The following is a 26,897-nucleotide window of genomic DNA, read 5'->3' as shown; positions in this document are numbered from 1 at the left end:
TTCTGCTCTCGTCGCCGCGATGGACGCGCTGTCCTCCACATCCGCACCGCGCCGCATCGCGCATCTCGACATGGACGCCTTCTTCGCGTCGGTCGAACTTCTGCGTTATCCGGAATTGCGCGGCATGCCCGTCGTGGTCGGCGGCGGGCGCAGCGCCACGCCTGAAACGTTGCCCGACGGCACGCGCCGCTTCAAGCGTCTGCGCGATTACGCGGGTCGCGGCGTCGTCACCACGTCTACCTACGAGGCGCGCAAGTTCGGCGTCTTTTCCGCGATGGGCATGATGAAAGCCGCCCAGCTCGCGCCCGACGCAATTCTTCTGCCGACCGATTTCGAGTCCTATCGCCATTATTCGCGGCTTTTCAAGGCGGCCGTCGCGACGTTCACCACGCAGATCGAGAATCGCGGCATCGACGAAATTTATATCGATGTCAGCGATCTACCCGGCGAATCCCCGGAGATCGGCCAGCGCATGAAGGACGCCGTGCACGACGCGACGGGCCTCACCTGCTCGATCTGCATCGCGCCGAACAAGCTGCTCGCGAAGATCGGCTCCGAGCTCGACAAGCCCGACGGTCTCACCATCCTCACGATGGACGATCTGCCAACGCGCATCTGGCCGCTCGCCGCGCGCAAGGTGAACGGCATCGGACCGAAGGCGAACGAGAAGCTCGCGGCGCTCGGCATCGTGACCGTGGGCGATATTGCCGCCGCCGATCCCGGTTTCCTGCAGACGCATTTCGGCCACACGTACGCCGCCTGGCTCGCGCGCATCGCGCAGGGGCAGGACGAGCGGCCTGTCGTCGTCACTTCGACGCCCAAGTCGATGAGCCGCGAGACGACCTTCGAGCGGGACTTTCATCCGAAGCAGGATCGCGCGACGCTTTCCGCCGAGTTCACGGGGCTGTGCACGCGCGTCGCCGAAGACTTGCAGCGCAAGGGCTACGTCGGGCGCACGGTCGGCATCAAGCTGCGCTTCGACGACTTCCGCACCGTGACGCGCGATCTGACCGTGCCCGTCGCGACCGCCGATCCCGTCGAGATTCGCCGCGCCGCGACCGAATGCCTGAAGCGCATCGTGCTCGATCGCCGCATCCGTCTGCTCGGCGTACGCGTCAGCGCGCTCGCCGGGCGCGACGAAAGCGGCTTCGTCGAGCCGGTGCAGGTCGAATTGCCGTTCGATATCGCCGGCGACTGAAGCGCGCCTTATTTCATAGGCGCATAACGTAATCGCAGATGCTTCGTTGCCGCGCGAATCGCCGCGCGTTAGATTGATCGCTTCCCCAAGCTATCGATTGCCACTAGTTCGACGTGACGATTCTCACTGCCCCCATTGCCGAGCACGCTGCCGCCGATCAATCCATCGAGATTCGCCCGTTCGATGCGCCGCTCGGCGCGGAAGTCATCGGGCTCGATCTGTCGAAGCCATTGTCACAAGCCGATTTCGCGCGCATCCATCGCGCGCATCTGGATCATCACGTTCTCGTGTTTCGCGATCAGCGCATCACGCCCGACGAACAGGTCGCGTTCAGCAAGCGCTTCGGTCCGCTGCAGATTCACGTGCTGCATCAGTTCGGGCTCGGGGGGCATCCGGAAGTGCTGATCGTGTCGAACATCGTCGAGAACGGCAAGCCGATCGGTCTCGGCGATGCGGGTCATTTCTGGCATTCCGATCTTTCGTACAAAGACAAGCCGAGTCTCGGCTCGATGCTGCACGCGCAGGAATTGCCCGCGACCGGCGGCGACACGCTGTTCGCGAATCAGCATCTCGCGTGGGACACGCTGCCCGCGCATCTGCGCGATGCAGTCGAAGGCCGCGTCGCCGAACACACCTATCTCGCCAAATACGGCGAGCTGCAAAAGCGCAGTCCGTGGCGTCCGAATCTGTCGGCGGAGCAGATCGCGCAAGTCAAGCCGGTGACGCATCCGATCGTGCGGACGCATCCGGAAACCAAGCGTCGCGCGCTCTTCGTGAGCGAGCATTTCACGACGCGCATCATCGGTCTGCCGGAAGACGAAAGCCGCGCCTTGCTCGCGGAACTCTTCGCGCATAGCACGCAAAGCGAGTTCGTCTATCGCCATCAATGGCGCGAACGCGACATGGTCTTCTGGGACAACCGCTCGGTGATGCATCTCGCCGCCGGCACGCCCGACGATCAGCGCCGCAAGCTCTATCGCACGACCATCGAAGGCGACGCGCCTTTCTAAAAAGCCACTATTTTTACGGGGTTTCATCGATGCATTCTCGAACCGGGAAGGGCGGCGCACGCGCGCTCGTCGCGGCGCTTTCGCTCGCGATCGGCGTCACGTCGGCGAGCGCGCATGCCGAAGGCACGTTGCGCATCGCCGAGCAATTCGGCGTCGTGTATCTGCTGCTCAATGTCGCGCGCGACCAGAAGTTCATCGAGCAGGAAGGCAAGAAGGAAGGGCTCGATATCAAGGTCGACTGGGCGAAGCTGTCGGGCGGATCGAGCGTCAACGATGCGCTGTTGTCCGGCTCGGTCGATATCGCCGCGGCGGGCGTCGGCCCGTTGCTGACGATCTGGGACCGCACGCACGGACGGCAAAACGTGAAGGGCGTCGCGTCGCTCGGCAACTTCCCGTATTACCTCGTATCGAACGATCCGCGCGTAAAAACCATCGCCGATTTCACCGACAAGGATCGCATCGCGGTGCCGGCAGTCGGCGTGTCGGTGCAATCGCGCGTCCTGCAATACGCGGCGGCGAAGCAATGGGGCGACAAGGAATACAACCGCCTCGACAAGCTCACGCAAGCGGTGCCGCATCCGGACGCAGCCGCGGCGCTCATCGCGGGCGGCACGGAGATCAACGCGCACTTCGGCAATCCGCCGTTCCAGCAGCAGGAACTCGCGGGCAATCCAAAAGCGCATATCGTGCTCAATTCATACGATGTGCTCGGCGGCCCCAGTTCCGCGACGGTGCTCTACGCGACCGAGAAATTCCGCAACGAGAATCCGAAGACGTATCGCGCGTTTGTCGCCGGTCTTGCCGATGCCGCGCGCTATATCACGCAACATCCGGAACAAGCCGCCGATATCTACCTGCGCGTGAACAACGCGAAGATCGACCGCGATTTGCTTATCAACGTGATCAAGGATCCGTCGGTGCAATTCAAGGTCGCGCCGCAAAACACGTTCGGGCTCGCGCAGTTCATGCATCGCGTCGGCGTCATCAAGAACGAGCCGAAGTCGTGGCAGGATTACTTCTTCACCGATCCCGCGACGAAAGACGGAAGCTGACGCCGCTTATCGGCGATTGCGGATTCGATATGCGCAATGATTGGTTCGCTCGAGCGCAGCGCGCCGGTATCGTGATCGTTTGCAATCGGGCAGATGAACATGGCCGCCAATCCCCAAGCGCTTTATTCGCACGAAGCCGATCGTGAGGCTGCGACGAGCGGCAAGCTTCTCAGCGCGAAGAACGTCACGCTCGAATACCGCACGCCGGAGCGGCTCGTTCGCGCGACGCACGATGTCAGCTTCGATGTCTACGGCGCCGACCGCTTCGTGCTGCTCGGGCCTTCGGGCTGCGGCAAGTCGACCTTGCTCAAGGCCGTTGCCGGCTTCATCGAGCCGGTTGGAGGCAGCATCGAAATCGGCGGTGAACGTGTGCGCGGGCCGGGCGCGGATCGCATCGTCGTGTTTCAGGAGTTCGATCAGTTGCCGCCGTGGAAGACCGTCGTGCAGAACGTCGCCTTTCCGCTGCGCGTCGCGCGCAAGCTCGGCCGCGCCGAAGCTCGCGAACGCGCGCTGCATTATCTCGACAAGGTCGGTCTCGCCAAATTCGCCGATGCGTATCCGCATACGCTGTCGGGCGGCATGAAGCAGCGCGTCGCCATTGCACGCGCCCTCGCGATGCAGCCGCGCGTGCTGCTGATGGACGAGCCCTTCGCCGCACTCGATGCGCTCACGCGACGCCGCATGCAGGAAGAGCTCTTGCGCCTCTGGAGCGACGAGCGATTCACGCTGTTGTTCGTCACGCACTCGATCGAGGAAGCGCTGATCGTCGGCAATCGCATTCTGCTGCTGACGCCGCATCCGGGACGCGTGCGCGCCGAGCTCAACAGTCATCAATACACGCAGGACAGCCTGGGTCGCGGCGAGTTTCAGCAGAGCGTCGCGCGCATTCATCGTCTGTTGTTCGAAGAGGAGCGCGCGCAATGAGCACGCCGCATCTGATCGTGCCGCCCGTGCGGCCCGAGTATGAAATCGCGCCTGCCGCGAGCGTCGCCGTCGAACATGAAGCGCCGTTGCCGCTGTCGAAGCGGCTAGCGGATCGTGCGTGGCTGCGCAAGTCGATCATCGCGCTCGTGCTGATCGCGTTGTGGGAAATCGCCGCACGCGCCGTCGATAACGATCTGCTGTTGCCCACTTTCAGCGCGACCTTCGTCGCATTCGTGCAGGGCATCGCGTCGGGCGAACTCATCGAGAAGATCGGCATTTCGATGTCGGTACTGCTGCGCGGCTATGCGCTCGGCGCGGCGCTCGCGTTCGCGCTGACATCGCTTGCGGTCTCGACGCGCATCGGCCGCGACATCCTTTCGATGCTCACCGCGATGTTCAATCCGCTGCCTTCCATCGCGCTGTTGCCGCTCGCGTTGCTGTGGTTCGGCCTCGGCACCGGAAGCCTGCTTTTCGTGCTCGTGCATTCGGTGTTGTGGCCGCTCGCGCTCAACACGTATGCGGGCTTTCAGGCCGTGCCGACGACCTTGCGCATGACGGGCCGCAACTACGGTCTCGACGGCATGCGCCATGTGATGCTGATTCTGGTGCCCGCCGCGTTGCCTTCGATTCTCGCGGGCTTGCGCGTGGGCTGGGCCTTCGCGTGGCGCACGCTGATTGCGGCGGAGCTCGTGTTCGGCGCGAGCTCGGGCAAGGGCGGGCTCGGCTGGTACATCTTCCAGAACCGCAACGAGCTTTACACGGACCGCGTGTTCGCGGGACTGGCTGCGGTCATCGTGATCGGCCTTGCTGTGGAGCATCTCGTCTTCGATACGATCGAGCGCGTGACCGTGCGCCGCTGGGGCGTGCAGCAATGAGCGCGCTCAATTCCCCGCGCGAATGAAGTCGATGAACGCGCGCAACGGCCCCGGCATGTGCGCGCGGCTCGGATAATAGAGACGCGGCCCGGTGAAACTCTGCCACCACGGTTTGAGCACGGGCACGAGCGCGCCATCGTCGATGGCCGCGCGCACGAACTCGTCGAACGTATAGACGAGGCCCAATCCCGCGATGGCCGCGCTTCGGCTGATCTCGATCGACGACGTGACGAGCGGTCCTTCCGGCGCGATGCGTATCGTTTCCTTGCCGCGCATGAATTCCCACACGGCCAGCACGCCGCTATCGAAACGATGCCCGATGCACGCGTGATTCACGAGTTCGCGCGGATGCTTCGGGTCGCCGTGCGCCGCGAGATAAGCCGGCGACGCCACCGCGACGAAGCGTTGCGTGCGCGGCCCGATCGGCACGGCGATCATGTCGCGCTCGATGCGCTCGTCATAACGGATGCCCGCATCGAAACCGGCGGCGAGCACGTCGATGAAGGTATCGGTTGCGCTGATCTCCAGCTTGATGCCCGGATGCGCCGTCAGAAAACGCGCGACGATTGGCGGCAGGATCTCGCGTGACACGATGCGCGGGACGTTCAGGCGCAACGTGCCGGTCGGGCTGTCGCGAAAGCCGTTGACGGCATCGAGCGCGCCCGCGATTTCCGCGAACGCGGGCCCGAGGCGTTCGATGAGCCGCTCGCCCGCTTCGGTCGGCGTGACGCTGCGCGTCGTGCGATTCAAAAGCCGCACGCCCAGACGCGTTTCGAGCCTGCGTATGGCCTCGCTCAGCGACGACGCCGACACGCCGCGCAACAGCGCCGCCTGCCTGAAGCCACGCGACCGCGCGACGGCCAGAAACGCGTGAAGATCCGACAAATCCGGTTCGCTCATCTCTCACCCATTGTTCGCTGGGGCGCACAGCCCATTCGGATTGAGGCGGATTATCGCACGCGAGGTTTGCTCCCATAATCGTCTCCATTCTTCAAGGAGAGAACGAACATGGAACAACGCAAGCTCGGAAAGAACGGACCGCAATCGTCGGCGATCGGCCTCGGATGCATGGGCATGTCGGGCATGTACGGGCCGTCGGATCGCGCGGAGAGCATCGCGACGATACACGCGGCCCTCGAAGCGGGCGTGACGCTGCTCGACACCGGCGACTTCTACGGCATGGGGCACAACGAAATGCTGATCGGCGAAGCGTTGAGAAGCGCGCCGCCTTCACGCCGCGATGCGGCGATTCTCAGCGTGAAATTCGGCGGCATGCGCGATCCGGCCGGCCGGTTCATCGCGTTCGATGGACGGCCCGTCGCCGTGAAGAATTCGCTCGCGTATACATTGCAGCGGCTCGGCGTCGAACATATCGACATTTATCGGCCCGCGCGCCTCGATGCGAAGGTGCCGGTCGAAGACACCGTCGGCGCGATCGCCGAGATGATCGACGCGGGCTATGTGCGCCACGTCGGATTGTCGGAAGTCGGCGCGGACACGATTCGCCGTGCCGCCGCCGTGCATGCGGTGTGCGATCTGCAGATCGAATACTCGCTGATTTCGCGCGGCCTCGAGGAATCGATTCTTCCGGCATGCCGCGAACTCGGCATCGGCATCACGGCGTACGGCGTGCTGTCGCGCGGACTCATCAGCGGACACTGGAGCCGCGACGCCGCGCAATCCGGCGACTGGCGCGCGAACAGTCCGCGCTTTCAGCAAGGCAACGTCGAACGCAATCTCGCGCTCGTCGATGCGTTGCGCAAGATCGCCGATGCAAAAGGCGTGAGCGTCGCGCAGATCGCGATCGCGTGGGTGCTCGCGCAGGGCGATGACATCGTGCCTGTCGTCGGCGCGCGCCGTCGCGACCGTCTGACGGAATCGCTCGGGGCGCTCGATGTCGCGCTCACGAAGGATGACCTCGCCGCGATCGAAGCGGCGGTACCGAAGGGCGCGGCGGCGGGCGATCGCTACGAGGCCGTGCAGATGGCGCATCTCGACAGCGAGAAGCGCTGAATCTCCCGGCGTGGTTCGCGACGCGGCACGCAAACTGCGACGCGTGTAGCATCGATCCCGATCCACCGATGGAGAGACGCCGAGTGAAAATCGCGACCTTCAACATCAACGGCATCCGTCCGCGGCTCGACGCCTTGCTGACATGGCTCGAACGCGAATCGCCCGATATCGTCTGCCTGCAGGAACTGAAAGCGACCGACGCGCAGTTTCCCGCCGACGCGATCGCGAACGCGGGCTACGGCGCGCTATGGCATGGGCAGCAATCGTGGAACGGCGTGGCGATTCTCGCGAAAGACGCGGAGCCGGTGCTGAGCCGGCGCGGGCTGCCGGGTTACGAAGACGATACGCATAGCCGTTATATCGAGGCGGCCGTGGGCGGCTTGCTGATCGGCTGTCTTTATCTTCCGAACGGCAATCCGCAGCCCGGCCCGAAGTTCGATTACAAGCTCGAATGGTTCGCGCGCTTCAACGCACATGCGAAGATGTTGCTCGATAGCGGACATCCCGTTGTGCTCGCGGGCGATTACAACGTCGTGCCGACCGATGACGACATCTACAACACGCGCTCGTGGCTGAAGGACGCGCTGTTGCAGCCGGAGAGCCGCGCGGCCTACGCGGATTTGCTCGCGCAAGGCTGGACCGATGCGCTGAAGCAGAAGTTTCCCGATGAGCGCATCTATACGTTCTGGGATTACTTCCGCAATCATTGGCAGACGAATTCGGGCTTGCGCATCGATCACATCCTTCTTAGCAAGGATCTCGCGAAGAAGCTGGAGGCGGCGGGCGTCGACAAATGGGTGCGCGGCGAGCCGCATGCGAGCGATCATGCGCCGGCGTGGGTCACGCTCAAGCTCGGGCGCACGCGCAGGAAATCGGCTTAGGCTTGCAGCGTGTCGCGCGTCGGTTGCAGTGACGCGAGGAATTGCATCGCGTGTTCGCGGCCGCCCATCGTCCAAACGTCGAGATGATCGGCGTCTTCGATGAGCGCGAGACGCTTGTCGCCGCGTGCTGCATCGAAGAGACGCTGGAAGTGTTCGGGCGGAATCACGCCGTCTTTCGTGCCGCCGTAGATCAAGAGCGGCGCATCGATCGATGCGATTTTCGCGAGGCTTTCGTAGCGATCGCGTGCGAGCAGCCGCACGGGAAAGAGCCGGAAGCGTTTCGCGGCGACATCGACGATGCTCGTGAACGGCGCTTCGAGCATCAGCGCATGGATCTTCGCGACGCTTGCAAGCTGCACGGCGACACCCGAGCCGAGCGAATAACCGTGCAGCACGATGTTGCGTGAACGCGCCGCGGCGTAGGCGTAGGCGGCGCGCGCATCGGCGTAAAGGCCGGCTTCGTGCGGCCTGCCGGGATTGCCGCCGTAGCCGCGATATTCGGCGAGCAGCACGCCATAGCCCGCTTCGATCATCTCCAATGCAACATGACCGCGCTGGAAAAGGTCTTCGCCATTGCCGTGAAAGAGGATGACCGTGGGCGCGTCGTCGTCGGGCGGCGCTTTGTAGCGCATGGTCAGGTCGAGGCCGTCATCGGTTCTGATGACGACTGCTTCGGTGCGCGCTTCCACATCGGCGTTCTTGAAGGCTTCGATCTGTTCCAGCGGATAGACGAGCCTTCCTTGCAGCCAATACAGGCCCGCGAGCGCGATCGTGTAGACCAGCGCTATGGCGAGCAGGGCGATCCAGAGGACTTCGCGCATCGGTGTCGGCGGCGGGTTGGCGTTCCTCGTATGGTAGTGGAGTTGCGGCGTGTGGATGCGTGCGCTTGCGCCTGCATTTCATGTACGGGCGGTGAATCGTTACCGACAGAAAAATGACCCAGATGAATTCCGCGGGATCCAATCGATCCAATTCGACGCGGACAACTTGTCGCTGTCAAATCGCCATCGAGTTGATCTGGCGCGCACGCTCATCGACGCTAACAACAGCGTCGCGCGGACTGACATTGCTGTTCTCCTATGGCTATTTTGAAAAGGGCGACGAGACGGAACGGCGGTCACAAAAAAGCGCGTTGAATCCGTCGTTAGCTATCTTCGTGCGCTCGGCGTCGAAGAGAGGCGTATCGAGGTCGACTATGAGATTTGGCCTACCGTTCCAAATGTCCCCGATTCGGAGCGCTTCCAGGTTCTGTTCGAATTCATCCCGGCCAAAAGCCCTTGCGGTTAGGTAGGGCGCGGTTGCGCGCGAGCGATTGCAGGCCGCTTGCGTGGCGCCATCGGCCGGATCTCCGGCAACTCGCTCACTCCCGCACATCCACATCCCCCTGCCGCAAGCTCAAAGGCATCTCCGCAGCGATCTCCTTCTCCACGTCCTCCGCTTCCCGCTCGCGATTGAACAGCGCGTTGAGCAGAATCGCGAACGCCGCGGCGAGCGTGATTCCGCTATGCGTCAGCGGCCCCGCCCACGCCGGCATGTGCGCGAAGAACGCCGGCGCGGCAAGCGGAATCACGCCCACGCCCAGACTGATCGCGATGATGAGCAAGTTGTTCTTGCTATCGAAATCGACCTTGCTCAGGATCTTCACGCCGGTCGCCGCGACCATGCCGAACATCGCGATGCCCGCGCCGCCGAGCACGACCACCGGTATCGAAGCAATCAGATTCGAGAGCTTCGGCAGCAGCCCGAGCAGGATCAGGATCACGCCCGACACCGCGACCACCCAGCGGCTTTTGACGCCCGTAATGCCCACGAGCCCGATGTTCTGCGAAAACGAGGAATGCGGAAACGTATTGAAGATGCCGCCGATCACCGTGCCGAGACCATCGGTGCGCAGTCCGCGCGTCGCATCGATGCGCGAAACGGGGCGCATCGCGAGATCGCCGAGCGCGAGGAACATGCCGAGCGATTCCACCATGATGACGACCATCACGAGACACAGCGAGGCGATCGCCGCGACATCGAAGACCGGCATGCCGAACGCGAACGGCCGCACCGGCGCGAACCACGCGGCTTGACCGACGCCCGCGAAATCGACGAAGCCGAGCGGCAACGCGATCACGAAGCCGATCGCCATGCCGAGCAACACCGAAATATTCGCGACGAAGCCCTTCAGATACTTGTTGATGAGCAGAATCGCGAGCAGCACGATGCCCGCGATCATCAGATTGCGCGGCTCGCCGAAATTCGGTGCGCCGCGTCCGCCGCCCGCCCAGTTGATCGCGACGGGAAAGAGCGTCATGCCGATCGTCAGAATGATCGTGCCCGTGACGATCGGCGGAAAGAAGCGCATCAGCCGTCCGAAGAACGGCGCGATCAGGACCGCGAACACGCCCGCCGCGATGGTCGCGCCGAAGATCGCCGGCAGGCCCGCACCGGATGATGCCATCGCGACCATCGGCCCGACCGGCGCGAAGCTCACGCCCATGATGACCGGCAGGCGGATGCCGAATTTCCATACGCCGATGCACTGCACCAGCGTGACGACTCCGCACGCGAAGAGGTCCGAGCTGATCAGAAACGCGACCTGCTCCTTCGGCAGCTTCAGCGCCGCGCCGATGATGAGCGGCACCGCGATCGCGCCCGCGTACATCACGAGTACGTGCTGAATGCCGACCGCGAGCATCTGACCGATGGGCAGCACTTCGTCGACGGGATGAATCGTTTGGGCCATGTGCGCTCCGGCAAGCTCGAATGTCTATGACGTTGAGTGGGTCGCCCGAGTATTGCACCGCGCGACGGCCGAAAAAATATTCGGGCCGCTATACATGGCATCGGACGCGCGCTTGACTTTGTTCAGGATATTTGACCGATATTGTCCATGCGATCGCGCGCGCACGGCAGCATTTGCCGATTCGGCGCAGCGCGCATCGCGACAAACGGAAGAAATCCTCGAATCCCTTGTGCCGCAAGGCTTGTCGCACTGTCGATTTTTGGGATGGCGTGCTACATTCCGAGCGCTTCGCGTTGCTTTATTTCGATAGCTTTCGCGGCGATGCAACAATCCAGCTTCCAGGGCTTGGCGCCCAATAACATCATTCGCACGGGGATCTCGGCATGGAAATGGTCGGCGGAACGCGGCTTGCCCAACTGTTCACCAGCAACCAGGAGCAATTGCTCGCGGAATGGTTCGCGCAGCAGCACGCCATCGCGGCGCGGCGCGGCCTCGTCGGCGAGGCGGAACTGCGCAATCAGTTCAGCCAGTTCACGTCGCTTCTCGTGACGGCGCTCGGCGCCTCCGAACGCGTCGATTTCAAATCGTCCGCATGGCAGGAAGTGCGCGCGTTTCTCGCGGAAATGTCGGCGCAGCGTGCGCGTCAGGGCTTCACGCCCGTCGAGACCGCGATGTTCGTGTTCTCGCTCAAGCAGCCGCTCTTCGCGCGTTTGCGCGACACGCTCGTCAACGATGCCCCCGCGCTCGCCGATCTCACCTGGACGATCAGCACGCTCTTCGACGAGCTCGGGCTCTTCACGACCGAAGTGTTCCAGGCGAGCCGCGAGCAGGTCATCGTGCGCCAGCAGCAGGAACTGCTCGAACTGTCGACGCCCGTCGTGCAGTTGTGGGACGGCATTCTCGCGCTGCCGCTCATCGGCACGCTCGATTCGGCGCGCACGCAAGTCGTGATGGAAAACCTGCTGCAGAAGATCGTCGAGACGGGCGCGGCCATTTCGATCATCGACATCACCGGCGTGCCGACCGTCGATACGCTCGTCGCGCAGCACTTGCTGAAGACGGTCGCGGCGGCGCGTCTGATGGGCGCGGACTGCATCATCAGCGGTATTCGTCCGCAGATCGCGCAGACCATCGTTCATCTCGGCGTGAATCTCACGAACGTCACGACCAAGGCGACGCTCGCGTCGGCGTTCGTCGTCGCGCTGCAGCGCACGGGCAAGTCGGTGACGGCCGGATCCGCGCAGGACGCCTCGCGCGGCAGCCGCGCAAGCGACGGCTTCGATTCGCTGCAAGCGGAATGACGCAGCCTTTCGCCATTCGAAGCACGCATCGAACGCAACGCGACTGAACGGGGTTTCAAGCGATGGAACGCATTCCGATTCTCACGATGGGCAGGCTCCTGCTCGTCACCATTCAGGTCGACATGCACGACCGGCTCGCGCTCGCGCTGCAGGACGATCTGACGAGCCGCATTGTGAAAGACGGCGCGCGCGGCGTCCTGATCGACATTTCCTCGCTCGACGTGGTCGATTCGTTCATCGGACGCATGATCGGCAACACGGCCGCCATGGCGCGCGTGCTCGATGCCGAGACGGTCGTCGTCGGCATGCAGCCTTCGGTCGCGATCACGCTCGTCGAACTCGGCCTCACGCTTTCGGGCGTACGCACGGCGCTGAACGTGGAGAAGGGCATGGCGCTCCTTTCGAAGGGCGGCACGGCCTGACGGCCGCATGCACACGACTCCATGACGATCTTCAATTCCACAGCCGCGCCGACGTCCTCGTCGCCGCCCGACACGCTGCCGATCCGCAACGACGAGCAGATCGTGCGGCTGCGCCAGTTCGTGCGCGAGAAGGCGGTCTCGCAGGGCCTGTCTCTCATCGACCAGACGAAGTTCGTGACGGCGGCGAGCGAGCTGGCACGCAACACGCTCATCTACGGCGGCGGCGGCGACGTGCATTGCTATCTCGTCGAGCGTAACGGCCGCCGTGGCCTCAAGCTCGAATTCGTCGACAATGGTCCGGGCATTCCGGATATCCCGCGCGCGCTCTCCGACGGATTCACGTCGGGCAGCGGCCTCGGGCTCGGGCTTGGCGGCGCCAAGCGCCTGTGCGACGAATTCGACATCCGCTCCGCGCCGGGCGAAGGCACGCACGTCTCGATCACAAAATGGAAACCGTTCTGAAGGAATCGATGGCCGCGCAGCAGCGCTACGAGATCGCCGAGGCGAGCCAGATCGCCTATGCGCGGCGTTCTATCGGCGAACTCGCGCGGGGGCTCGGTTTCAACGAGACGGCCGCGGGCGAGCTCGCGATCGTCGTCACCGAATGCGGCACGAATCTGCTGAAGCATGCACAGCGCGGCGAATTGCTCGTGCGTCCGCTCGTCGACAGGGGCGCCGGCGCGACTTTGCGCTACGGCATCGAAGTGCTGTGCATCGACAACGGGCCGGGCATTTACGATCTGCATCGCTGTTTCGAGGACGGCTACACGACGGCGGGCAGTCCCGGCAACGGCATGGGCGCGATCGAGCGTCTTTCCGACGAACTCGACATCTGGAGCGCGCCGCAACGCGGCACGGTGTTGCGCGCCGTGTTCTGGAACGCGCCGGGCGCGGCGAACACGCGTGCGCCGCAACTGACATACGGCGTCGTGAACCTGCCGCTGCAAACCGAAACCGTATCCGGCGATGCATGGTCCGTCTACGCGCATGACGGCGAATTCACCGTGCTCGTCGCCGATGGCCTCGGTCACGGACCGCTCGCCAATGTCGCGGCGATCGAGGCGGCCAAAGCGCTCGCCGCGAACGGCGACCAGGCGCTCGATCGCATCATGGAGGCCGCCAACGAGGCGCTGCGCCCGACGCGCGGCGCGGCGGTCGGCATCGCGCGCATGCCGGCTTTCGCGTCGATGCCGGGCATGGCGGTGAGCTTCGCGGGCATCGGCAATATTTCGGCGAGCGTGTGGACCGAAGGCACGCACAAGCATCTCGTGTCGCACAGCGGCATCGTCGGGCATGCGGCGCGGCGCGCGCAGATCTTCGACGTGCCGTATCCGCCGAACGCGCTCGTCGTGCTGCATTCGGACGGGCTCACGTCGCGCTGGGATCTCGCGCGCTATCCGGGCCTCGCGATGCGGCACCCGGCGCTCGTCGCGGCGGTGCTGTATCGCGACTTCGCGCGCGGCCGCGACGACATCACCGTGTTCGTGGCCCGCGCGGCCGGGAGCGCAGGATGACGCAACCGCTCTACACGATGCGGATCGATCACGAGCGCGATATCGTCGCGGTCCGCGTGAAGGCGCGCGATGCGAGCGCGGCGCTCGGCTTCTCGCCGCAGGATCAGACGCGCATTTCCACGTCCGTGCTCGAAGCCGCGCGCACCGTGCTGATCGCGGGGCAGGCGGCGCGCGCGGAATTTCTCGTCGATAACGCCGCGCGCCCGCCGCGCTTCGTCGTGCGTTTTCTGGCGGGCGGCGGTGCGGGCGAGCGTCTGCGCGCCATGCGCCACGACGACTCGCAAGCCGCGCTGGGCCTGCTCGCGGCGCAACGTCTGATGGATCAATGCGCGATCGCCGACGAAGCCGATGGCGACACCTCGATCTCGCTCGCGAAGGCTTTACCCGATGGCGTGCCGTGCGATGCGCAGGCGGTGAAGAACGCACTCGAGCGTCAGCCGAGCGAAGACACGGCCGCGGAATTGCAGCGCCAGAATCGCGAACTGATCGCCGCGCTCGCGGATCTGCGCGAACGTCAGGAGGAGCTCACGCGTCTTACGCGCGAACTCGAGGACACCAATCGCGGTGTCGTCGCGCTTTATGCGGAGCTGGATGCGCGCGCCGATCATCTGCGCCGCGCGGACGAATCGAAATCGCGCTTTCTGTCGAACATGAGCCACGAGTTCCGCACGCCGCTGTCGTCGATCCGCGCGCTCTCGAAACTCTTGCTCGAACGTATCGACGGCGATCTGACGGAAGAGCAGGAAAAGCAGGTGCGCTTCATCCGCAAGGCGGCGGAGGATTTGTCGGAAACGGTCGACGATCTGCTCGATCTCGCGAAGATCGAAGCGGGCAAGATCGAAGTGCGTCCCGCTGAATTTGAAGTTGATACCCTGTTTTCGGCGCTGCGCGGCATGTTGCGGCCGCTGTCGCCGGGCGGCGCGGTGGAACTCGTGTTCGAATCGTGCGAAGGCCTGCCGCCCATTCATACCGATGAAGCCAAGGTCGCGCAGGTGCTGCGCAACTTCGTATCGAATGCGCTCAAGTTCACCGAGCGCGGCGAAGTGCGCGTCGCGGCGAGCTATGACGACGCGCGCCGGCTCATCACGTTTTCCGTCAGCGATACGGGCATCGGCATCGCGCCGGAGCATCAGCAGGTCGTCTTCGAAGAGTTCGGGCAAGTCGAAAACCGCCTTCAGCAATACGTGAAGGGTACGGGCCTCGGCCTGCCGCTGTGCCGCAAGCTGTGCAAGCTGCTCGGCGGCGATGTGTCGCTCGCGAGCGAACCCGGGCGCGGCTCGACTTTCAGCGCGACGATTCCCGCGCATTACGGCGCGGACGTCGACGCCGCGCATCACGCCGCGAGCGATACGCGGCCCGCCGTGCTGATCGTCGCGAGCAATCCGATCGAGCGGCTCGACTGCGAGGCCGCGCTGCGCGCTTCGCCGTATCGCCCGATGAGCGCCGCGACGCTCGACGAAGCGAGCCGCCTGCTCGCGCGCACGCAGCCCGCCGCGTTGCTGCTCGCCGTGCGGCCCGCGCCGTCGGAAGCGTGGATCTGGCTCGCCGCGTTGCGCGCGCAGGCCGCGACGCGCAGCATTCCGATCGTGGTGCTCGGCGAGGACGAGGATCGCAATGAAGCGCGGGCGCTGGGCGCGACCGCGTTCGTTGAAAAGCCGGCGGGCGGTGGCGAGCTGCCGGGCGTGCTGGATGCGGTGACGGGCGAGGGACGAGCATCATGAGAAGCGACTGGAACGAGGTGCTGATCCTCAACGTCGACGACAACGACGGCGCGCGCTATGCGAAAACGCGCATCCTGTCGCGCGCGGGCTTCAACGTGATCGAAGCGCCGACGGGCACGGCCGCGCTCGAACGCGTGCGCGCCGAAGCGCCCGATCTCGTGCTGCTCGACGTGAAGCTGCCCGACATCAACGGGCTCGAAGTGTGCAGGCAGATCAAGGCATCGCCGGAGACGTCGGGCACGCTCGTGCTGCAGACATCGGCGGCGGCGGTGCATAGTCTCGATCGCATTCGCGGTCTCGAAGGCGGCGCGGATAGCTATTTGACCGAGCCTGTCGAACCCGCGGAACTGATCGCGCATGTGCGCGCGTTGCTGCGCGTGCGGCTCGCGGAAAATGCGCTGCGCGAGAGCGAGGAGCGCTTTCGCCAGCTTGCCGGGAATATCGACGACGTGTTCTGGATGCTCGATCCGGCATCCAACGAACTGCTCTATGTGAGCCCCGCTTACGCGCATCTCTTCGATACCGGCGGCGGCGCGCCCGCGCCCCTGCCTGGCCCCGATCACTGGTCCGGCGACATTCTTCCCCTCGATCGCGATCATGTCGCCGAGGCGTATCGGCAACTGCTCGCGAACGGCACGCCGTATCAGGTCGAATATCGCATCGTGCGCGCGAACGGCGGGCCGCGCTGGGTCGCGGAGCGCGCGTTTCCGGTTCACGGCGCGGCGGGTCATCCGGCGCGGCCGTATCGCATTGCGGGCATCGTCAACGATATCTCCGAGCGCAAGGCCGCCGAACTGCTGTTGCGCGAAGCGGACCGCCGCAAGGACGAGTTTCTCGCGATGCTCGCGCATGAATTGCGCAATCCGCTCGCGCCGATCCGCAATGCGGTCGATCTGCTCGATCCGGATCGCGAGCCGTCCGTGCAGCACTTCGCGACGGTGCGCGCGATCATCGACAGACAGGTGCGGCATTTGAGCCGGCTCGTCGACGATCTGCTCGACGTTGCGCGCATCACGCAGGGAAAGATCACGCTGCGCCAGGAGACGGTCGATCTCGCGGCGGCGCTCGCGGCGGCCATCGAGACCGTGCAGCCCGCGCTCGAACGAAAGCGGCACGCGTTGACGGTGAAGCTGCCGGATGCGCCGCTCTACATCGTCGGCGACAGCGTGCGGCTCGCGCAGGTGTTCGGCAATCTGCTGTCGAATGCGTCGAAGTACAGCGTCGAGGAAGGCGAGATCGCCATCGAAACGGAACAGTTCGGCGATGAGGTGCGTATCGTCGTGCGCGACAAGGGCATCGGCATCGCGTCCGACATGCTGCCGCACATCTTCGATCTGTTCGTGCAATCGGAGACATCGCTCGAACGATCGGAGGGCGGGCTCGGCATCGGCTTGCCGCTGGCGAAGACGCTCGTCGAATTGCAGGGCGGACGCATCGAAGCATTCTCGGCGGGGGCGCAGGCGGGCAGCGAGTTCGTCGTGTGGCTGCCGCTCGCGAAGGATGCGCAAGTGGCCACGCAAGGCGCGCCGGCAACGCCCGCGACCGTCAACGCGGGCAAGCGCGTGCTGCTCGTCGATGACAGCGTCGACGCGGCCACCGCGATGGCGCTGCTGCTCGAGGCCGACGGCTTCGACGTTCGCACGGCGCACGATGCAACCGAAGCGCTCGCGGTCTCCGACACCTTCATGCCGCAGATCGTGCTGCTCGATATCGGCTTGCCGGGCATGGACGGATACCGGCTCGCGGCCGAGATGCGCGCGCGTCCCGCAACCGCCGATGCCTTGCTGATCGCCGTGACGGGATACGGGCAGGCGCATGATCGTCAGCGCTCGAAGGAAGCGGGCTTCGATCATCATCTCGTGAAGCCGGTGGCGTTCGCGGAGATTCAAAGGGCGGTGTCGGGAAAGTTCGCCTGAGGGCGGAGCCGAAAAATCTGAATTGCCGATGGAAATGGCGTAATCGCGCGCCGATTGCGGCACACTCCGCCGGGAACAAATCAGAACGGATTCCGGTTCCCATGACATCCTCACCGCTCGTCACCGTCGTCATGCCCGCGTTCAACGCGCAGGCCTTCATCGGCGAAGCAATCGCTTCGATTCGCGCTCAAACGCTCGAAGACTGGGAGCTCATCGTCGTGGACGATGGCTCGATCGATCAGACGTTCGCCGTCGCGCAGCAGGCAGCGGGCGACGACAGCCGCGTGCGCCTCATACGCTTCGGCCGGAACGAGGGCATCAGCGCCGCTTCGAATGCGGGTTTCGACGCGGCGCGCGGCGAGTTCATCGCGCGCATCGACTCGGACGACCGGGCGCTGCCGACGAGGCTCGCCGCGCAAGTCGCCGCTTTCCGCGAGTGCGCGCGCCTTGCCGCTTGCGGCGGCCATGCGCGCTTGTTCGGCGATGGTATTGCCAACGACACTTATGGGCTTTGCACGCTCGGCGACGGCGCTCTGAAGGCCCGGCTTTTCGAAGGCTTCAACACCATCGGCGGCGCAATGCTCATGGTGCGCCGTTCGTTCGTCCGCGAGCATCGCATCCGGTTCGACATGCAGATGGCGAGCGCCGAAGACCTGAACTATCTCGTCGCGATCATGGTGGCCGGCGGCGAGATCGGCAATGTCGATGAAGTCCTCGTCGAGGTCAGGTCGCACCGCACCAGTTTCACCAGAAGCCGGGAAGATCTGGCGGGCCCGGCGATGAAAGGCCTCCGCAAACGTCTTCTGGCGCTCTGGTACCCGAGCCTCGATCCGCGCGACATCGATCTCATCGTTGGCATGTGGTTCGGCCTGGAAGTCGGCACCGACGAATTGCTCGCCGTCGTGCGCGCGGTCGACAGACTCATTGCTGCCGACGCGAAGGACTTCGGGCAAGACGTGTCCGTCCTTCATGATCTCATCGTCAGGCGCTTGGTCGCGGTGGTCGACTTCTTTCGAGGCGCATTCGATGCGTCCCATTTTCAGGCAATCCGCGTGTTGGCCGCTCCGGCCATCGGCGTCGCGCTCGATGCGGCCCGTCTTTCGCACGAAGCGGTCTGAGGCGTCGCTCCGCGTTTTCACCTAGCAATTCAAGGTTGACTCGCGTGCTCGCGCGTCCGACACTTTAGCCATGCAAGTGTGATCACAGGTCACACCAATCGAAAGCATCGCAGCAGCCGAACGAAAGAACGGAGGCAAAAGTTGGCGACACGCTCGACGACGGACTTACCCGCGCTCGAATTAGTTGCACGCGAAACCATGGCCGGTCGCGTTTATGCGCAATTGAGGCAGGCGATCATGACGGGCCGCTTCGCGCCTGGGCAGTTGCTCAGCTTGCGCAGCGTCGCGGAAGCGGTCGGCTCGTCGACCATGCCCGTGCGCGCCGCGCTCACGCGCTTGCAGGCGGAAGGCGCATTGATCGACGGTCCCGGCCGCGCGCTGATGGTTCCGCCGATGACGCTCGAACTCCTCGATGAGTTGCGGGACGTTCGCATCGCACTGGAAGGCGCGGTCGCCAAACGCGCGGCGTCGCGCATGACACGCGCGCATCTCGACGCGCTGCAGGCCATCTTCGACACGATGGACGCACACGTCGAAGCGGGCGACGTGCCCGCGTATCTGCGCAGCAACTTCGAATTTCATATCGCCATTTACACGCACGGCGCGAGCGATCTCACGCTCGCGACCATCCAGAACCTCTGGATGCGCATCGGCCCGTTCCTGAATCTCGTCGCGCCCGACATTCCGCATATGCGCCGTTCGATGGCGGCGCATCGTCATATCGTCGAAGCGCTCTGGCGCGGCGATGGCGAAGGCGCGCGCGCCGGCATCGAGGAAGACATCGGCGATGCGGCCGCCGATCTGCAAGAGCGTTTGCAAAGCGGCGAACTAAGCAACAAGGCAAGCGCCTGACACGCATAACAACAACGGAGACATGGATGACGGTTCTTCAGATGCTGAAACCGCACGCGGGATTGCGCGTGCTCATCACGGGCGGCGCATCGGGCATCGGGCTCGTGATAGCGCGCGCGTTCATCGATGCAGGCGCGCGCGTGCACGTCTGCGATGCGAGTCCCGAAGCAATCGACGCATTGGCGAAAGCCGAAGCGAGCGCGGAGTGCAATGCGATCACGTCGACGCTCGCGGACGTAGCGGACAAGGAAGCGGTCGAGCGCGTATTCGTCGATGTGGAACGCGAGCTCGGCGGACTCGATGTGCTCGTGAACAACGCGGGCATCGCGGGGCCGACGGGCGGCATCGACGAGCTCGATGCGAACGAATGGGAACAGACCGTCGATGTGAATCTGAACGCGCAGTTCTACTTCGCGCGCCGCGCGGTGCCGCTCTTGCGCAAGGCGAATGGCGGCGGGGCGATCATCGCGCTGTCGTCGGTGGCGGGACGGCTCGGCTACGCGTTTCGCACGCCTTATGCCGCGACGAAGTGGGCCGTCGTCGGCATGACGAAGAGCCTGGCTATCGAGCTCGGGCCGTCGAACATTCGCGTCAATGCGATCCAGCCGGGCATCGTGAAAGGGCCGCGCATCGAGCGCGTGATCGCGGCGCGCGCGAAGCAACTGAACGTCTCCTATGAAGAGATGGAGAAGCAATATCTCGCGAAGATTTCGCTGCGCCGCATGACGACGCCCGAGGAAGTCGCGGCCACGGCGCTCTTCCTGTGCTCGCCCGCGGGCAGCGGCATCTCGGGACAGGCGATCTCCGTCTGCGGCAACGTCGAAGTCCTTTAATAGAACGAGGAGCACATGGCAACGAAACGCAAGGTCATCATCACCTGCGCGCCGACGGGCGCGATCCATACGCCTTCGATGTCGCCGTATCTTCCGCTCACGCCGCAGCAGATCGGCGATGCCGCGCTCGCGGCTGCAAAGGAAGGCGCCGCCATTCTGCACCTGCATGCACGCGACCCGAACGATGGTCATCCGACGCAGGATCCCGCCGTGTTTCAGGAGTTTCTGCCGCGCATCAAGGCGGAAACCGATGCGGTCATCAACATCACGACGGGCGGCAGCCCGCACATGACCGTCGCGGAGCGATTGAAGCCCGCGCATCACTTCAAGCCGGAAGTGGCGTCGCTCAACATGGGATCGATGAACTTCGGCCTGTACCCGATGCTCGATCGCTTCAAGGAATTCAAGTACGAGTGGGAGCGCAAGCATCTGGAAAACAGCCGCGATCTCGTGTTCAAGAACACGTTCGCGGATATCGAATACATCCTCACGTCGTGCAGCGATAACGGTACGCGCTTCGAGCATGAGTGCTACGACATCTCGCACCTGTACAACCTCGCGCACTTCGTCGATCGCGGGCTCGTCAAGCCGCCGTTCTTCGTGCAGAGCGTTTTTGGCTTGCTCGGTGGCATCGGGCCGCATCCCGAAGATCTGGCGCATATGAAGCGCACGGCGGATCGTCTCTTCGGCGACGACTATGTATGGTCGATTCTCGGCGCGGGACGTCATCAGATTCCGCTCGGCTCGATGGGCGTCGCGCAGGGATCGAACGTGCGTGTCGGCCTCGAAGACTCGTTGTGGATCGAGCCGGGCAAGCTCGCCGAATCGAGCGCGGCGCAGGTGAAGAAGATTCGCCAGGTGATCGAAGGACTGTCCCTCGATATCGCGACGCCCGCCGAAGCACGCGAGATGCTCAAGCTCAAAGGCGCGAGCGATACCAACTTCTGATAGCGGAGGGCATCGTGAGCACGAAGCTGAAGGTAGTCGCGATGCCGACGGGCTGGCTCACCGTCGATCGCTCATCGCAAGTGTATGGCCGCTACTTCGGCCAGCAGATGAAGGTGCCCGTATGGTCGACGGCGATTGTCGGCGCGCAGAAGAAGATCGTCGTCGATACGGGCATACACGATCCAGGCTGGGTGTCGAACTTCGTGTGCCCATGCGATCAGGCGCCGGAGGAAAAGCTCGAACGCGCGTTGAAGGAGTATGTCGGCTGGAGCGCGGACGAGGTCGATATCGTCATCAACACGCATCTGCATTACGACCATTCCGGCGGCAACACGCTTTTCAAGAATGCGCGCTTCATCGTGCAGGCGGCCGAGTGGGAATACGCGGGTCATCCGCTGCCGACGCAGGCCACGTATTACCAGGAGTTTCTGATCGGCCGCGAGCCGCTCGCGTATTTTCGCTGGCAGTTCGTGAACGGCGTGACCGATATCGTGCCCGGCGTGCGCGTCGTGCCGACGCCGGGTCATACGCCGGGGCATCAGTCCGTCGCGGTCGACACGGAAGAAGGTGTCGTGCTGATCGCCGGCGATTGCGCGAACTGCATGGAGAACATCGTCGATCTCGTTCCAGTGGGCATCGTGCATGAAACGCTGGCGGAGATCGGCTCGTTGTCGCGCATCCGTCAGATCGCCGATTTCGTCATACCCGGACACGACCCGAATGTCGTGCCCGGCAGCGCGGGCATCGCTCTGCCCGCGAGCGCTCGTCTGCCGCACATCCGAAGTTAGAAGCGCCCGCTTCATAACCATACGAATACCGGAGGAAGACATGAAAGCATTGACGCAGTCGATTCGTCATGCGGGACGGGCAGCGCTCGGCCTCGCGTTCGCGGCGGCGCTCGCCGTATCGGGCACGGCGCACGCGGCCGGCAAATACAAGATCTTTTTGTCGATGAGCTATGTCGGCAACGACTGGCAAACCGAAGCCGCGAACATGGTCAAGGCGATGGCCAATACGCCGGGGCTGAAAGACAAGGTCGATCTCGAAGTGCAGGTCGCGGGCACCGATGCGCAGAAGCAGATTCAGCAGATCAACTCGATGGTGCAGGCAGGCGCGAAGGCCATCGTCATCTATCCGATCTCGCCGACGGCGCTCAATCGCGCGATCAAGAACGCGTGCTCGAAGGGCGTCGTCGTCGCGGCGTATGACGGAGAAGTCACCGAGCCGTGCGCGCATAACGTGACGATCGATCAGCATCAGGCGGGCACCGTCACCGCGGAATGGCTCGCGAAGACCATCAACGGCAAGGGCAATGTCGTGATGATCACGGGCGTGCCGGGCACGTCGGTCGATCGCGCACGCACCGAGGCGGCGAAGGCCGTGTTCGCGAAGTATCCGGACATCAAGATCGTCGCGGAAGGAACGGGCATGTGGAGTCAGGCGACCGCGAAGACCGAGCTTTCGAAGATTCTCGCGACGAACAGCTGGGACAAGATCGACGGCCTGTGGATGCAGGTCGGCTGCTTCACGGCGGCGTCGATGCAGCTCGAAGCGGGCATTGCCGACGACAAGATCAAGCCGTGCGCGGGCGAATCGTCTAACGGCCATCGCGTGCAGATGCTGCCGCCGGGCGAAGTGAAGGGACAGGGCGGTTATCGCTCAATCGGCTATCGCTCGATCTCTTACGGCGCGCCTCCGTACTCGGGCGCGATGGCGCTCAAGATGGCCGTGAAGAAGCTCGACGGCGGCGACTTTCCGGCGCGCGTGACGCTCAAGCTGCCGCTTGTGCTGACCTCGGAATCGAAGCTGTGCAAGACGGGCAGCATCGACGAACTGAAGGCGGGCTGCACCGCGTTCCCGCCGGACAAGGTGCCGCCGGGCTGGTTCGCGGACATCTACTCCGAAGAGACGAAGGAAGTCGGCTTCAATGCGGCCTTGACGGGCAATCAGGACTGAGGCGGCGCGATGAACGACGCATCATTGGCGATCGATCTGTCGAAGGTGACGAAGCGCTTCGGCGCGACCGTCGCGCTCGATGGCGCGTCGTTCTCGGTGAAGCGCGGCGCGGTGCATGCGCTGCTCGGCGAGAACGGCGCGGGAAAGTCCACCACGGTCAAGCTGCTGTCCGGATTGATGCAGCCGGATGCCGGCAGCATCCGCGTAATGGGCAGCGACGTGACGATGAAGAGCCCGAAGGACGCGCATCGCGCGGGCGTGCAGACGGCGTTTCAGGAGATGACGCTCGTGCGCGATCTCACGGTCGCGCAGAACCTATTGATGTCGTACGAGCCGACGGGTTTTCTCGGGCGCATCAGAAAGCGCGACGCGCAGCGGCAAGCAGCGGAATGGCTCGACAGGCTCGAACTGTCCGATGTGCGTCCCGGCGCTTATATTCGCGATCTTTCGTTGCCGGTGCGGCAGAAGATCGAGATTGCGAAGGCCATCGTGCGCAAGCCGAAAGTGCTGTTGCTCGACGAACCGACGTCCGCGCTGTCGGGACGCGATGTCGCGTGGCTCTCACGGCGCATCGACGAACTGAAGGCGAGCGGCGTGACTTTCGTGTTCATCTCGCATCGCATGCAGGAAGTGCGCGAGTTCTGCGACAGCCTCACGGTGTATCGCAATGGCCGAGATGTGGGCGCGTTCGACGCTGCGGATATATCGGATGACGAAGTAATTCGACTCGTCATCGGGCGTTCGATGGAGGCGAAGTATCCGCCCAAGATCACGACGGTACAAAGCGACGCGACGCCGGCGATCGAGACGCGCAACGTTCGCGTCGATGGCGTCGTCGCCGATTTCGATCTCGCCGTGAAGCCGGGCGAAGTGCACGGCATCGCAGCGCTGCAGGGCATGGGGCAACGCGAGCTGTTCGAGGCGCTGTTCGGTGCCACTTACATCGACGATGGCGAGATTCGCATCGACGGCAAACCGGTGACGCTGACATCGACGGCGGATTCGCTGAAGGCCGGCGTATCGACGAGCTTTCTGCCCGAAGACCGCAAGACCGAAGGCCTGTTCCTGCGTTTGCCCGGCGGCGAGAATGTGTCGCTTCCCGTGATCGGCCGCTATGCGCGCTTCGGCCTCATCGATCGCAAGCGCGAGCAGGCCGCGATTCGTCGCTCGCTTGCGCAGATGGAGGTGAATCCGCGCGCGCTGTACAAGCCGTGTCTGTCGTTCTCCGGCGGCAATCAGCAGAAGATCGCGATGGCCAAGTGGCTGCTCACGCAAAGCCGCGTGTGGCTCATGTTCGATCCGACGCGCGGCATCGACGTCGGCACCAAGCATCAGATCTTCGTGCTGATGCGTGCATTCGCCGCGGCGGGTGGCTCCGTGCTCTTCTATTCGACGGACGTGCCCGAGCTCGTCAACGTGTGCGACCGCGTGTCGGTGATGTATCGCGGACGCAACGCCGGCGAGTTGAGCGGCGACGCGCTGACCGAAGAAAACGTGATGCGCAAGATGCTTTCCAGTTGAGAGGTTGCTCATGAAGATAGCCGTTGCGTCGCCCGAAAGCGAGGTCGTGCGGCCGGGCGCACGCGTGGGATTTGGCGCGCGCATCGATCATCATCGCGGGCTCATCATCGCGATCAGTGCGTTGCTTGCGATGCTCGCCGGATGGGTTTCGCTGTCCGCGACACCTGTCGGGCTCTACGACATCGGATCGGTAATTTCGAGCGCAACTACACTCGCGCTCGCGGCGATCGGGCAGACCATCGTCGTGCTGTCGGGCGGATTCGATCTGTCGGCCTCGGCGGTCGTGTCGCTCGCGAACGTGCTTGCCGTGCGCTTCGTGCAAGGATCGCCCGTCGAACAATGGGGCGGCGCCGCGCTGATTCTGGCGATCGGCGGCGGCATCGGCCTCGTCAACGGCGCGCTGATCGCATGGTTTCGCTTGCAATCGATCGTCGTCACGCTCGCGACGATGTTCATGGTGCAAGGCTTGACGCTGCTGATTCAGAACAAGCCGGGCGGCAGCGTCGGCGATCAGTTCGGCGCGGTGCTCACCGCCGATCTCATCCCCGACAAGATGCCGATGTCGGCGGGCTTGCTGATTCTTGCGCTGTTGATCTGGTCGTTCATCAAGCGCACGCGTTACGGCGTGGGTCTGTACGCGTTAGGCAGCGATGCCGACGGCGCGTATGCGAACGGCATGCCGGTCACGCGCTACCGCATCGCGACGTATGCGCTCGCTGGCATGTTCTACGCGGCGGCGGGTCTGTATGTATCGGCACAGACGGGCTCGGCCGATCCGCTCGTCGGCCGTCCGCTGCTGCTCTCGATGTTCACGGCCGTCGTGCTCGGCGGCACGTTGCTCGGCGGCGGACGTGGCGGCTGCGTCGGCACCGTGTTCGCAGCAATGACGCTGATGATCACCGTGAACATTCTGCTCGTGCTGAACGTATCGGCGTTCTTCACGACGATAGCCGAAGCGGTGATCCTGATTCTCGCGGTGCTCGGTTCGTCGATCGGCAAGCAATCGGCGGCGCATGAATGCGCGCGTCACGCGGCGCAGTGGCTCAAGGCGGTGCGAACGGGCACGCGCGCACGCGACGACAAGCATGCGCGGCGCGTTGCGTTCGAAGTCGACGATTATCGTCCGGTTGAAAACACGGAGCTGAAGGGACGACCGATCGCCGACTGGATCGAGCGCAATCGCGAATGGGTCAAGTATGTGGTGCCGGCTTATCTGCTGTTCTTCGCGGTGGTCGTCATCACGGGCTTTGTCTATGGGCCGGGCGTGCTCGTCAGCGCGAACTTCTATAGCAGCCTGCTCACGCTGACCTTGTTTCTCGCGATACTCGGCCTCGGCCAGGGCGCGGTGATCCTGACGGGCGGACTCGACTTGTCGATGCCCTGGCTCATCACGCTGTCGGGCGTGTTGCTGACCGGACTCACGCACGGCGTGAACGGCGCGGCCGCGTGGGCGGTGCCGATGGTGCTGCTGGTCGGCCTGCTCGTCGGCGTGTTCAATGGCGTGGGCGTCGTGATGCTCGGCTTGCCGCCGATCGTCGTCACGCTTGCGGCGAACGGTTTGCTGCAAGGCCTCACGCTGATCTATTGCAATGGCTCGCCACAAGGATGGTCGCCGTCGACGATCAGCGAATTCACCAACGGACGCTTCGGTCCGCTGTCGATCGCGGCGTGGAGCGTGCCGGTGTTTCTCGTCATCGCGTTGCTGCTCCTGCATCGCACGCCGTTTGGGCGGCGCGTGTATGCGGTCGGCAATTCGCCGGTCGCGGCGAAGCTGTCGGGCGTGCGCGTGGGCACGACGCTCATCGCCGTGTATTGCCTTTCGGGTTTGTGCTCCGCGATCGTCGGCCTGTTGCTCGCGGGGTTCAGCTCGCAAGCTTTTCTCGGCATGGGCGATCCGTATCTGTTGCCGTCGATTGCAGTGGTTGTCGTCGGCGGCGCATTGATTACCGGTGGACGCGGGCACTATCTCGGCGTGTTCGGCGGCGCGCTGCTGCTTACGGCGCTCGGGACGTTGCTTGCGGGAACCACGGTGCCGCCCGCGGTGCGCGACATCATCAACGGACTCGTCGTGCTGGCGGCTGTCATCACGCTGCGGGACAAGAAGGGCTAAA

Annotated in this window: 25 protein-coding genes; 22 read left to right on the top strand and 3 right to left on the bottom strand. The window is 64.1% G+C overall.

The window, feature by feature from the left end:
- Positions 1-19 precede the first annotated feature (19 nt).
- The 5 genes from dinB to NCT05_RS21595 all read left to right on the top strand — a co-directional run bounded on the left by dinB (position 20) and on the right by NCT05_RS21595 (position 5,059).
- A complete protein-coding gene (gene dinB, locus NCT05_RS21615) occupies positions 20-1,198 on the top strand; it encodes a DNA polymerase IV (protein ID WP_250503138.1) in 1,179 nt (392 codons plus the stop codon).
- A gap of 113 nt (positions 1,199-1,311) precedes the next feature.
- The gene (locus NCT05_RS21610) at positions 1,312-2,208 is read left to right on the top strand and encodes a TauD/TfdA dioxygenase family protein (RefSeq protein ID WP_250436125.1); all 897 of its coding nucleotides are present in this window, start codon (positions 1,312-1,314) and stop codon (positions 2,206-2,208) included.
- Between the two features lie 29 nt (positions 2,209-2,237).
- Positions 2,238-3,260 carry an ABC transporter substrate-binding protein gene (locus NCT05_RS21605; RefSeq protein ID WP_250503137.1) on the top strand — a complete coding sequence of 341 codons (1,023 nt, stop codon included), beginning with the start codon at positions 2,238-2,240 and terminating at the stop codon, positions 3,258-3,260.
- 99 nt (positions 3,261-3,359) lie between these two features.
- Complete coding sequence (locus NCT05_RS21600; RefSeq protein WP_008354408.1) at positions 3,360-4,184, top strand: ABC transporter ATP-binding protein; 825 nt, start codon at positions 3,360-3,362, stop codon at positions 4,182-4,184.
- Complete coding sequence (locus tag NCT05_RS21595; protein ID WP_250459724.1) at positions 4,181-5,059, top strand: ABC transporter permease; 879 nt, start codon at positions 4,181-4,183, stop codon at positions 5,057-5,059. Before NCT05_RS21600 ends, NCT05_RS21595 begins: the two co-directional genes overlap by 4 nt.
- 6 nt (positions 5,060-5,065) lie before the next feature.
- Here the strand turns inward: NCT05_RS21595 and NCT05_RS21590 are convergent, their stop codons facing one another.
- Positions 5,066-5,959: a LysR family transcriptional regulator gene (locus tag NCT05_RS21590; RefSeq protein ID WP_250503136.1), complete on the bottom strand. Its 894-nt coding sequence runs from the start codon at positions 5,957-5,959 to the stop codon at positions 5,066-5,068.
- A 108-nt stretch (positions 5,960-6,067) separates the two neighbouring features.
- Here NCT05_RS21590 and NCT05_RS21585 point away from each other — a divergent pair, with 108 nt between their 5' ends.
- Together NCT05_RS21585 and NCT05_RS21580 are read left to right on the top strand one after the other, a co-directional pair.
- A complete protein-coding gene (locus tag NCT05_RS21585) occupies positions 6,068-7,072 on the top strand; it encodes an aldo/keto reductase (RefSeq protein ID WP_250503135.1) in 1,005 nt (334 codons plus the stop codon).
- Between the two features lie 68 nt (positions 7,073-7,140).
- On the top strand, positions 7,141-7,953 hold the full coding sequence (locus tag NCT05_RS21580) for an exodeoxyribonuclease III (protein ID WP_250503134.1): 813 nt from the start codon (positions 7,141-7,143) through the stop codon (positions 7,951-7,953).
- Here the strand turns inward: NCT05_RS21580 and NCT05_RS21575 are convergent.
- Positions 7,950-8,774: an alpha/beta hydrolase gene (locus NCT05_RS21575; RefSeq protein ID WP_250436122.1), complete on the bottom strand. Its 825-nt coding sequence runs from the start codon at positions 8,772-8,774 to the stop codon at positions 7,950-7,952. The two genes, NCT05_RS21580 and NCT05_RS21575, sit on opposite strands and share 4 nt — an antisense overlap.
- A 539-nt stretch (positions 8,775-9,313) precedes the next feature.
- Positions 9,314-10,684, bottom strand: a complete 1,371-nt coding sequence (locus tag NCT05_RS21570; RefSeq protein ID WP_250503133.1) for a nucleobase:cation symporter-2 family protein — start codon at positions 10,682-10,684, stop codon at positions 9,314-9,316.
- A gap of 131 nt (positions 10,685-10,815) precedes the next feature.
- On the opposite strand from NCT05_RS21570, the gene NCT05_RS21565 reads away from it, so the two are divergent.
- From NCT05_RS21565 to NCT05_RS21495, 15 genes are all read left to right on the top strand, one after another.
- Positions 10,816-11,043: a hypothetical protein gene (locus NCT05_RS21565; protein ID WP_250503132.1), complete on the top strand. Its 228-nt coding sequence runs from the start codon at positions 10,816-10,818 to the stop codon at positions 11,041-11,043.
- 24 nt (positions 11,044-11,067) lie between these two features.
- Positions 11,068-11,985, top strand: coding sequence for an STAS domain-containing protein (locus NCT05_RS21560; protein WP_008354416.1), 918 nt, complete (start codon positions 11,068-11,070; stop codon positions 11,983-11,985).
- 62 nt (positions 11,986-12,047) lie between these two features.
- Positions 12,048-12,407, top strand: a complete 360-nt coding sequence (locus tag NCT05_RS21555) for an STAS domain-containing protein (protein WP_008354417.1) — start codon at positions 12,048-12,050, stop codon at positions 12,405-12,407.
- 21 nt (positions 12,408-12,428) lie between these two features.
- Positions 12,429-12,869: an anti-sigma regulatory factor gene (locus NCT05_RS21550; RefSeq protein WP_008354418.1), complete on the top strand. Its 441-nt coding sequence runs from the start codon at positions 12,429-12,431 to the stop codon at positions 12,867-12,869.
- Positions 12,854-13,921: an ATP-binding SpoIIE family protein phosphatase gene (locus NCT05_RS21545; RefSeq protein WP_008354419.1), complete on the top strand. Its 1,068-nt coding sequence runs from the start codon at positions 12,854-12,856 to the stop codon at positions 13,919-13,921. The genes NCT05_RS21550 and NCT05_RS21545 overlap by 16 nt, the downstream gene beginning before the upstream one ends.
- Positions 13,918-15,642: an ATP-binding response regulator gene (locus tag NCT05_RS21540; RefSeq protein ID WP_250459732.1), complete on the top strand. Its 1,725-nt coding sequence runs from the start codon at positions 13,918-13,920 to the stop codon at positions 15,640-15,642. The genes NCT05_RS21545 and NCT05_RS21540 overlap by 4 nt, the downstream gene beginning before the upstream one ends.
- Positions 15,639-17,558, top strand: coding sequence for a hybrid sensor histidine kinase/response regulator (locus tag NCT05_RS21535; RefSeq protein ID WP_250503131.1), 1,920 nt, complete (start codon positions 15,639-15,641; stop codon positions 17,556-17,558). The genes NCT05_RS21540 and NCT05_RS21535 overlap by 4 nt, the downstream gene beginning before the upstream one ends.
- Before the next feature lie 101 nt (positions 17,559-17,659).
- On the top strand, positions 17,660-18,676 hold the full coding sequence (locus NCT05_RS21530; RefSeq protein ID WP_175982871.1) for a glycosyltransferase family 2 protein: 1,017 nt from the start codon (positions 17,660-17,662) through the stop codon (positions 18,674-18,676).
- 198 nt (positions 18,677-18,874) lie between these two features.
- Positions 18,875-19,528: a GntR family transcriptional regulator gene (locus tag NCT05_RS21525; RefSeq protein ID WP_175982872.1), complete on the top strand. Its 654-nt coding sequence runs from the start codon at positions 18,875-18,877 to the stop codon at positions 19,526-19,528.
- A 26-nt stretch (positions 19,529-19,554) separates the two neighbouring features.
- Positions 19,555-20,361, top strand: coding sequence for an SDR family oxidoreductase (locus tag NCT05_RS21520; RefSeq protein ID WP_250440763.1), 807 nt, complete (start codon positions 19,555-19,557; stop codon positions 20,359-20,361).
- Positions 20,362-20,376: 15 nt separating this feature from the next.
- Positions 20,377-21,309 carry a 3,5-dioxohexanoate:acetyl-CoA acetone transferase gene (gene kce / locus NCT05_RS21515; protein ID WP_008354425.1) on the top strand — a complete coding sequence of 311 codons (933 nt, stop codon included), beginning with the start codon at positions 20,377-20,379 and terminating at the stop codon, positions 21,307-21,309.
- 14 nt (positions 21,310-21,323) lie between these two features.
- On the top strand, positions 21,324-22,097 hold the full coding sequence (locus NCT05_RS21510) for an N-acyl homoserine lactonase family protein (protein ID WP_008354426.1): 774 nt from the start codon (positions 21,324-21,326) through the stop codon (positions 22,095-22,097).
- Between the two features lie 40 nt (positions 22,098-22,137).
- Positions 22,138-23,265 (top strand): sugar ABC transporter substrate-binding protein, encoded by a 1,128-nt coding sequence (locus tag NCT05_RS21505; RefSeq protein ID WP_008354427.1) that lies wholly within the window; start codon positions 22,138-22,140, stop codon positions 23,263-23,265.
- Positions 23,266-23,274: 9 nt separating this feature from the next.
- Positions 23,275-24,786 carry a sugar ABC transporter ATP-binding protein gene (locus tag NCT05_RS21500; RefSeq protein WP_250440762.1) on the top strand — a complete coding sequence of 504 codons (1,512 nt, stop codon included), beginning with the start codon at positions 23,275-23,277 and terminating at the stop codon, positions 24,784-24,786.
- Positions 24,787-24,796: 10 nt separating this feature from the next.
- Positions 24,797-26,896, top strand: a complete 2,100-nt coding sequence (locus tag NCT05_RS21495) for an ABC transporter permease subunit (protein WP_008354431.1) — start codon at positions 24,797-24,799, stop codon at positions 26,894-26,896.
- Position 26,897 lies beyond the last annotated feature (1 nt).

The sequence above is a fragment of the Caballeronia sp. AZ7_KS35 genome (assembly GCF_023631045.1).
Taxonomy (GTDB): Bacteria; Pseudomonadota; Gammaproteobacteria; order Burkholderiales; family Burkholderiaceae; genus Caballeronia; species Caballeronia zhejiangensis.
The sequence above is the reverse complement of the archived record's forward strand: the minus strand, read 5'-3'. Positions and strand labels throughout refer to the sequence as shown.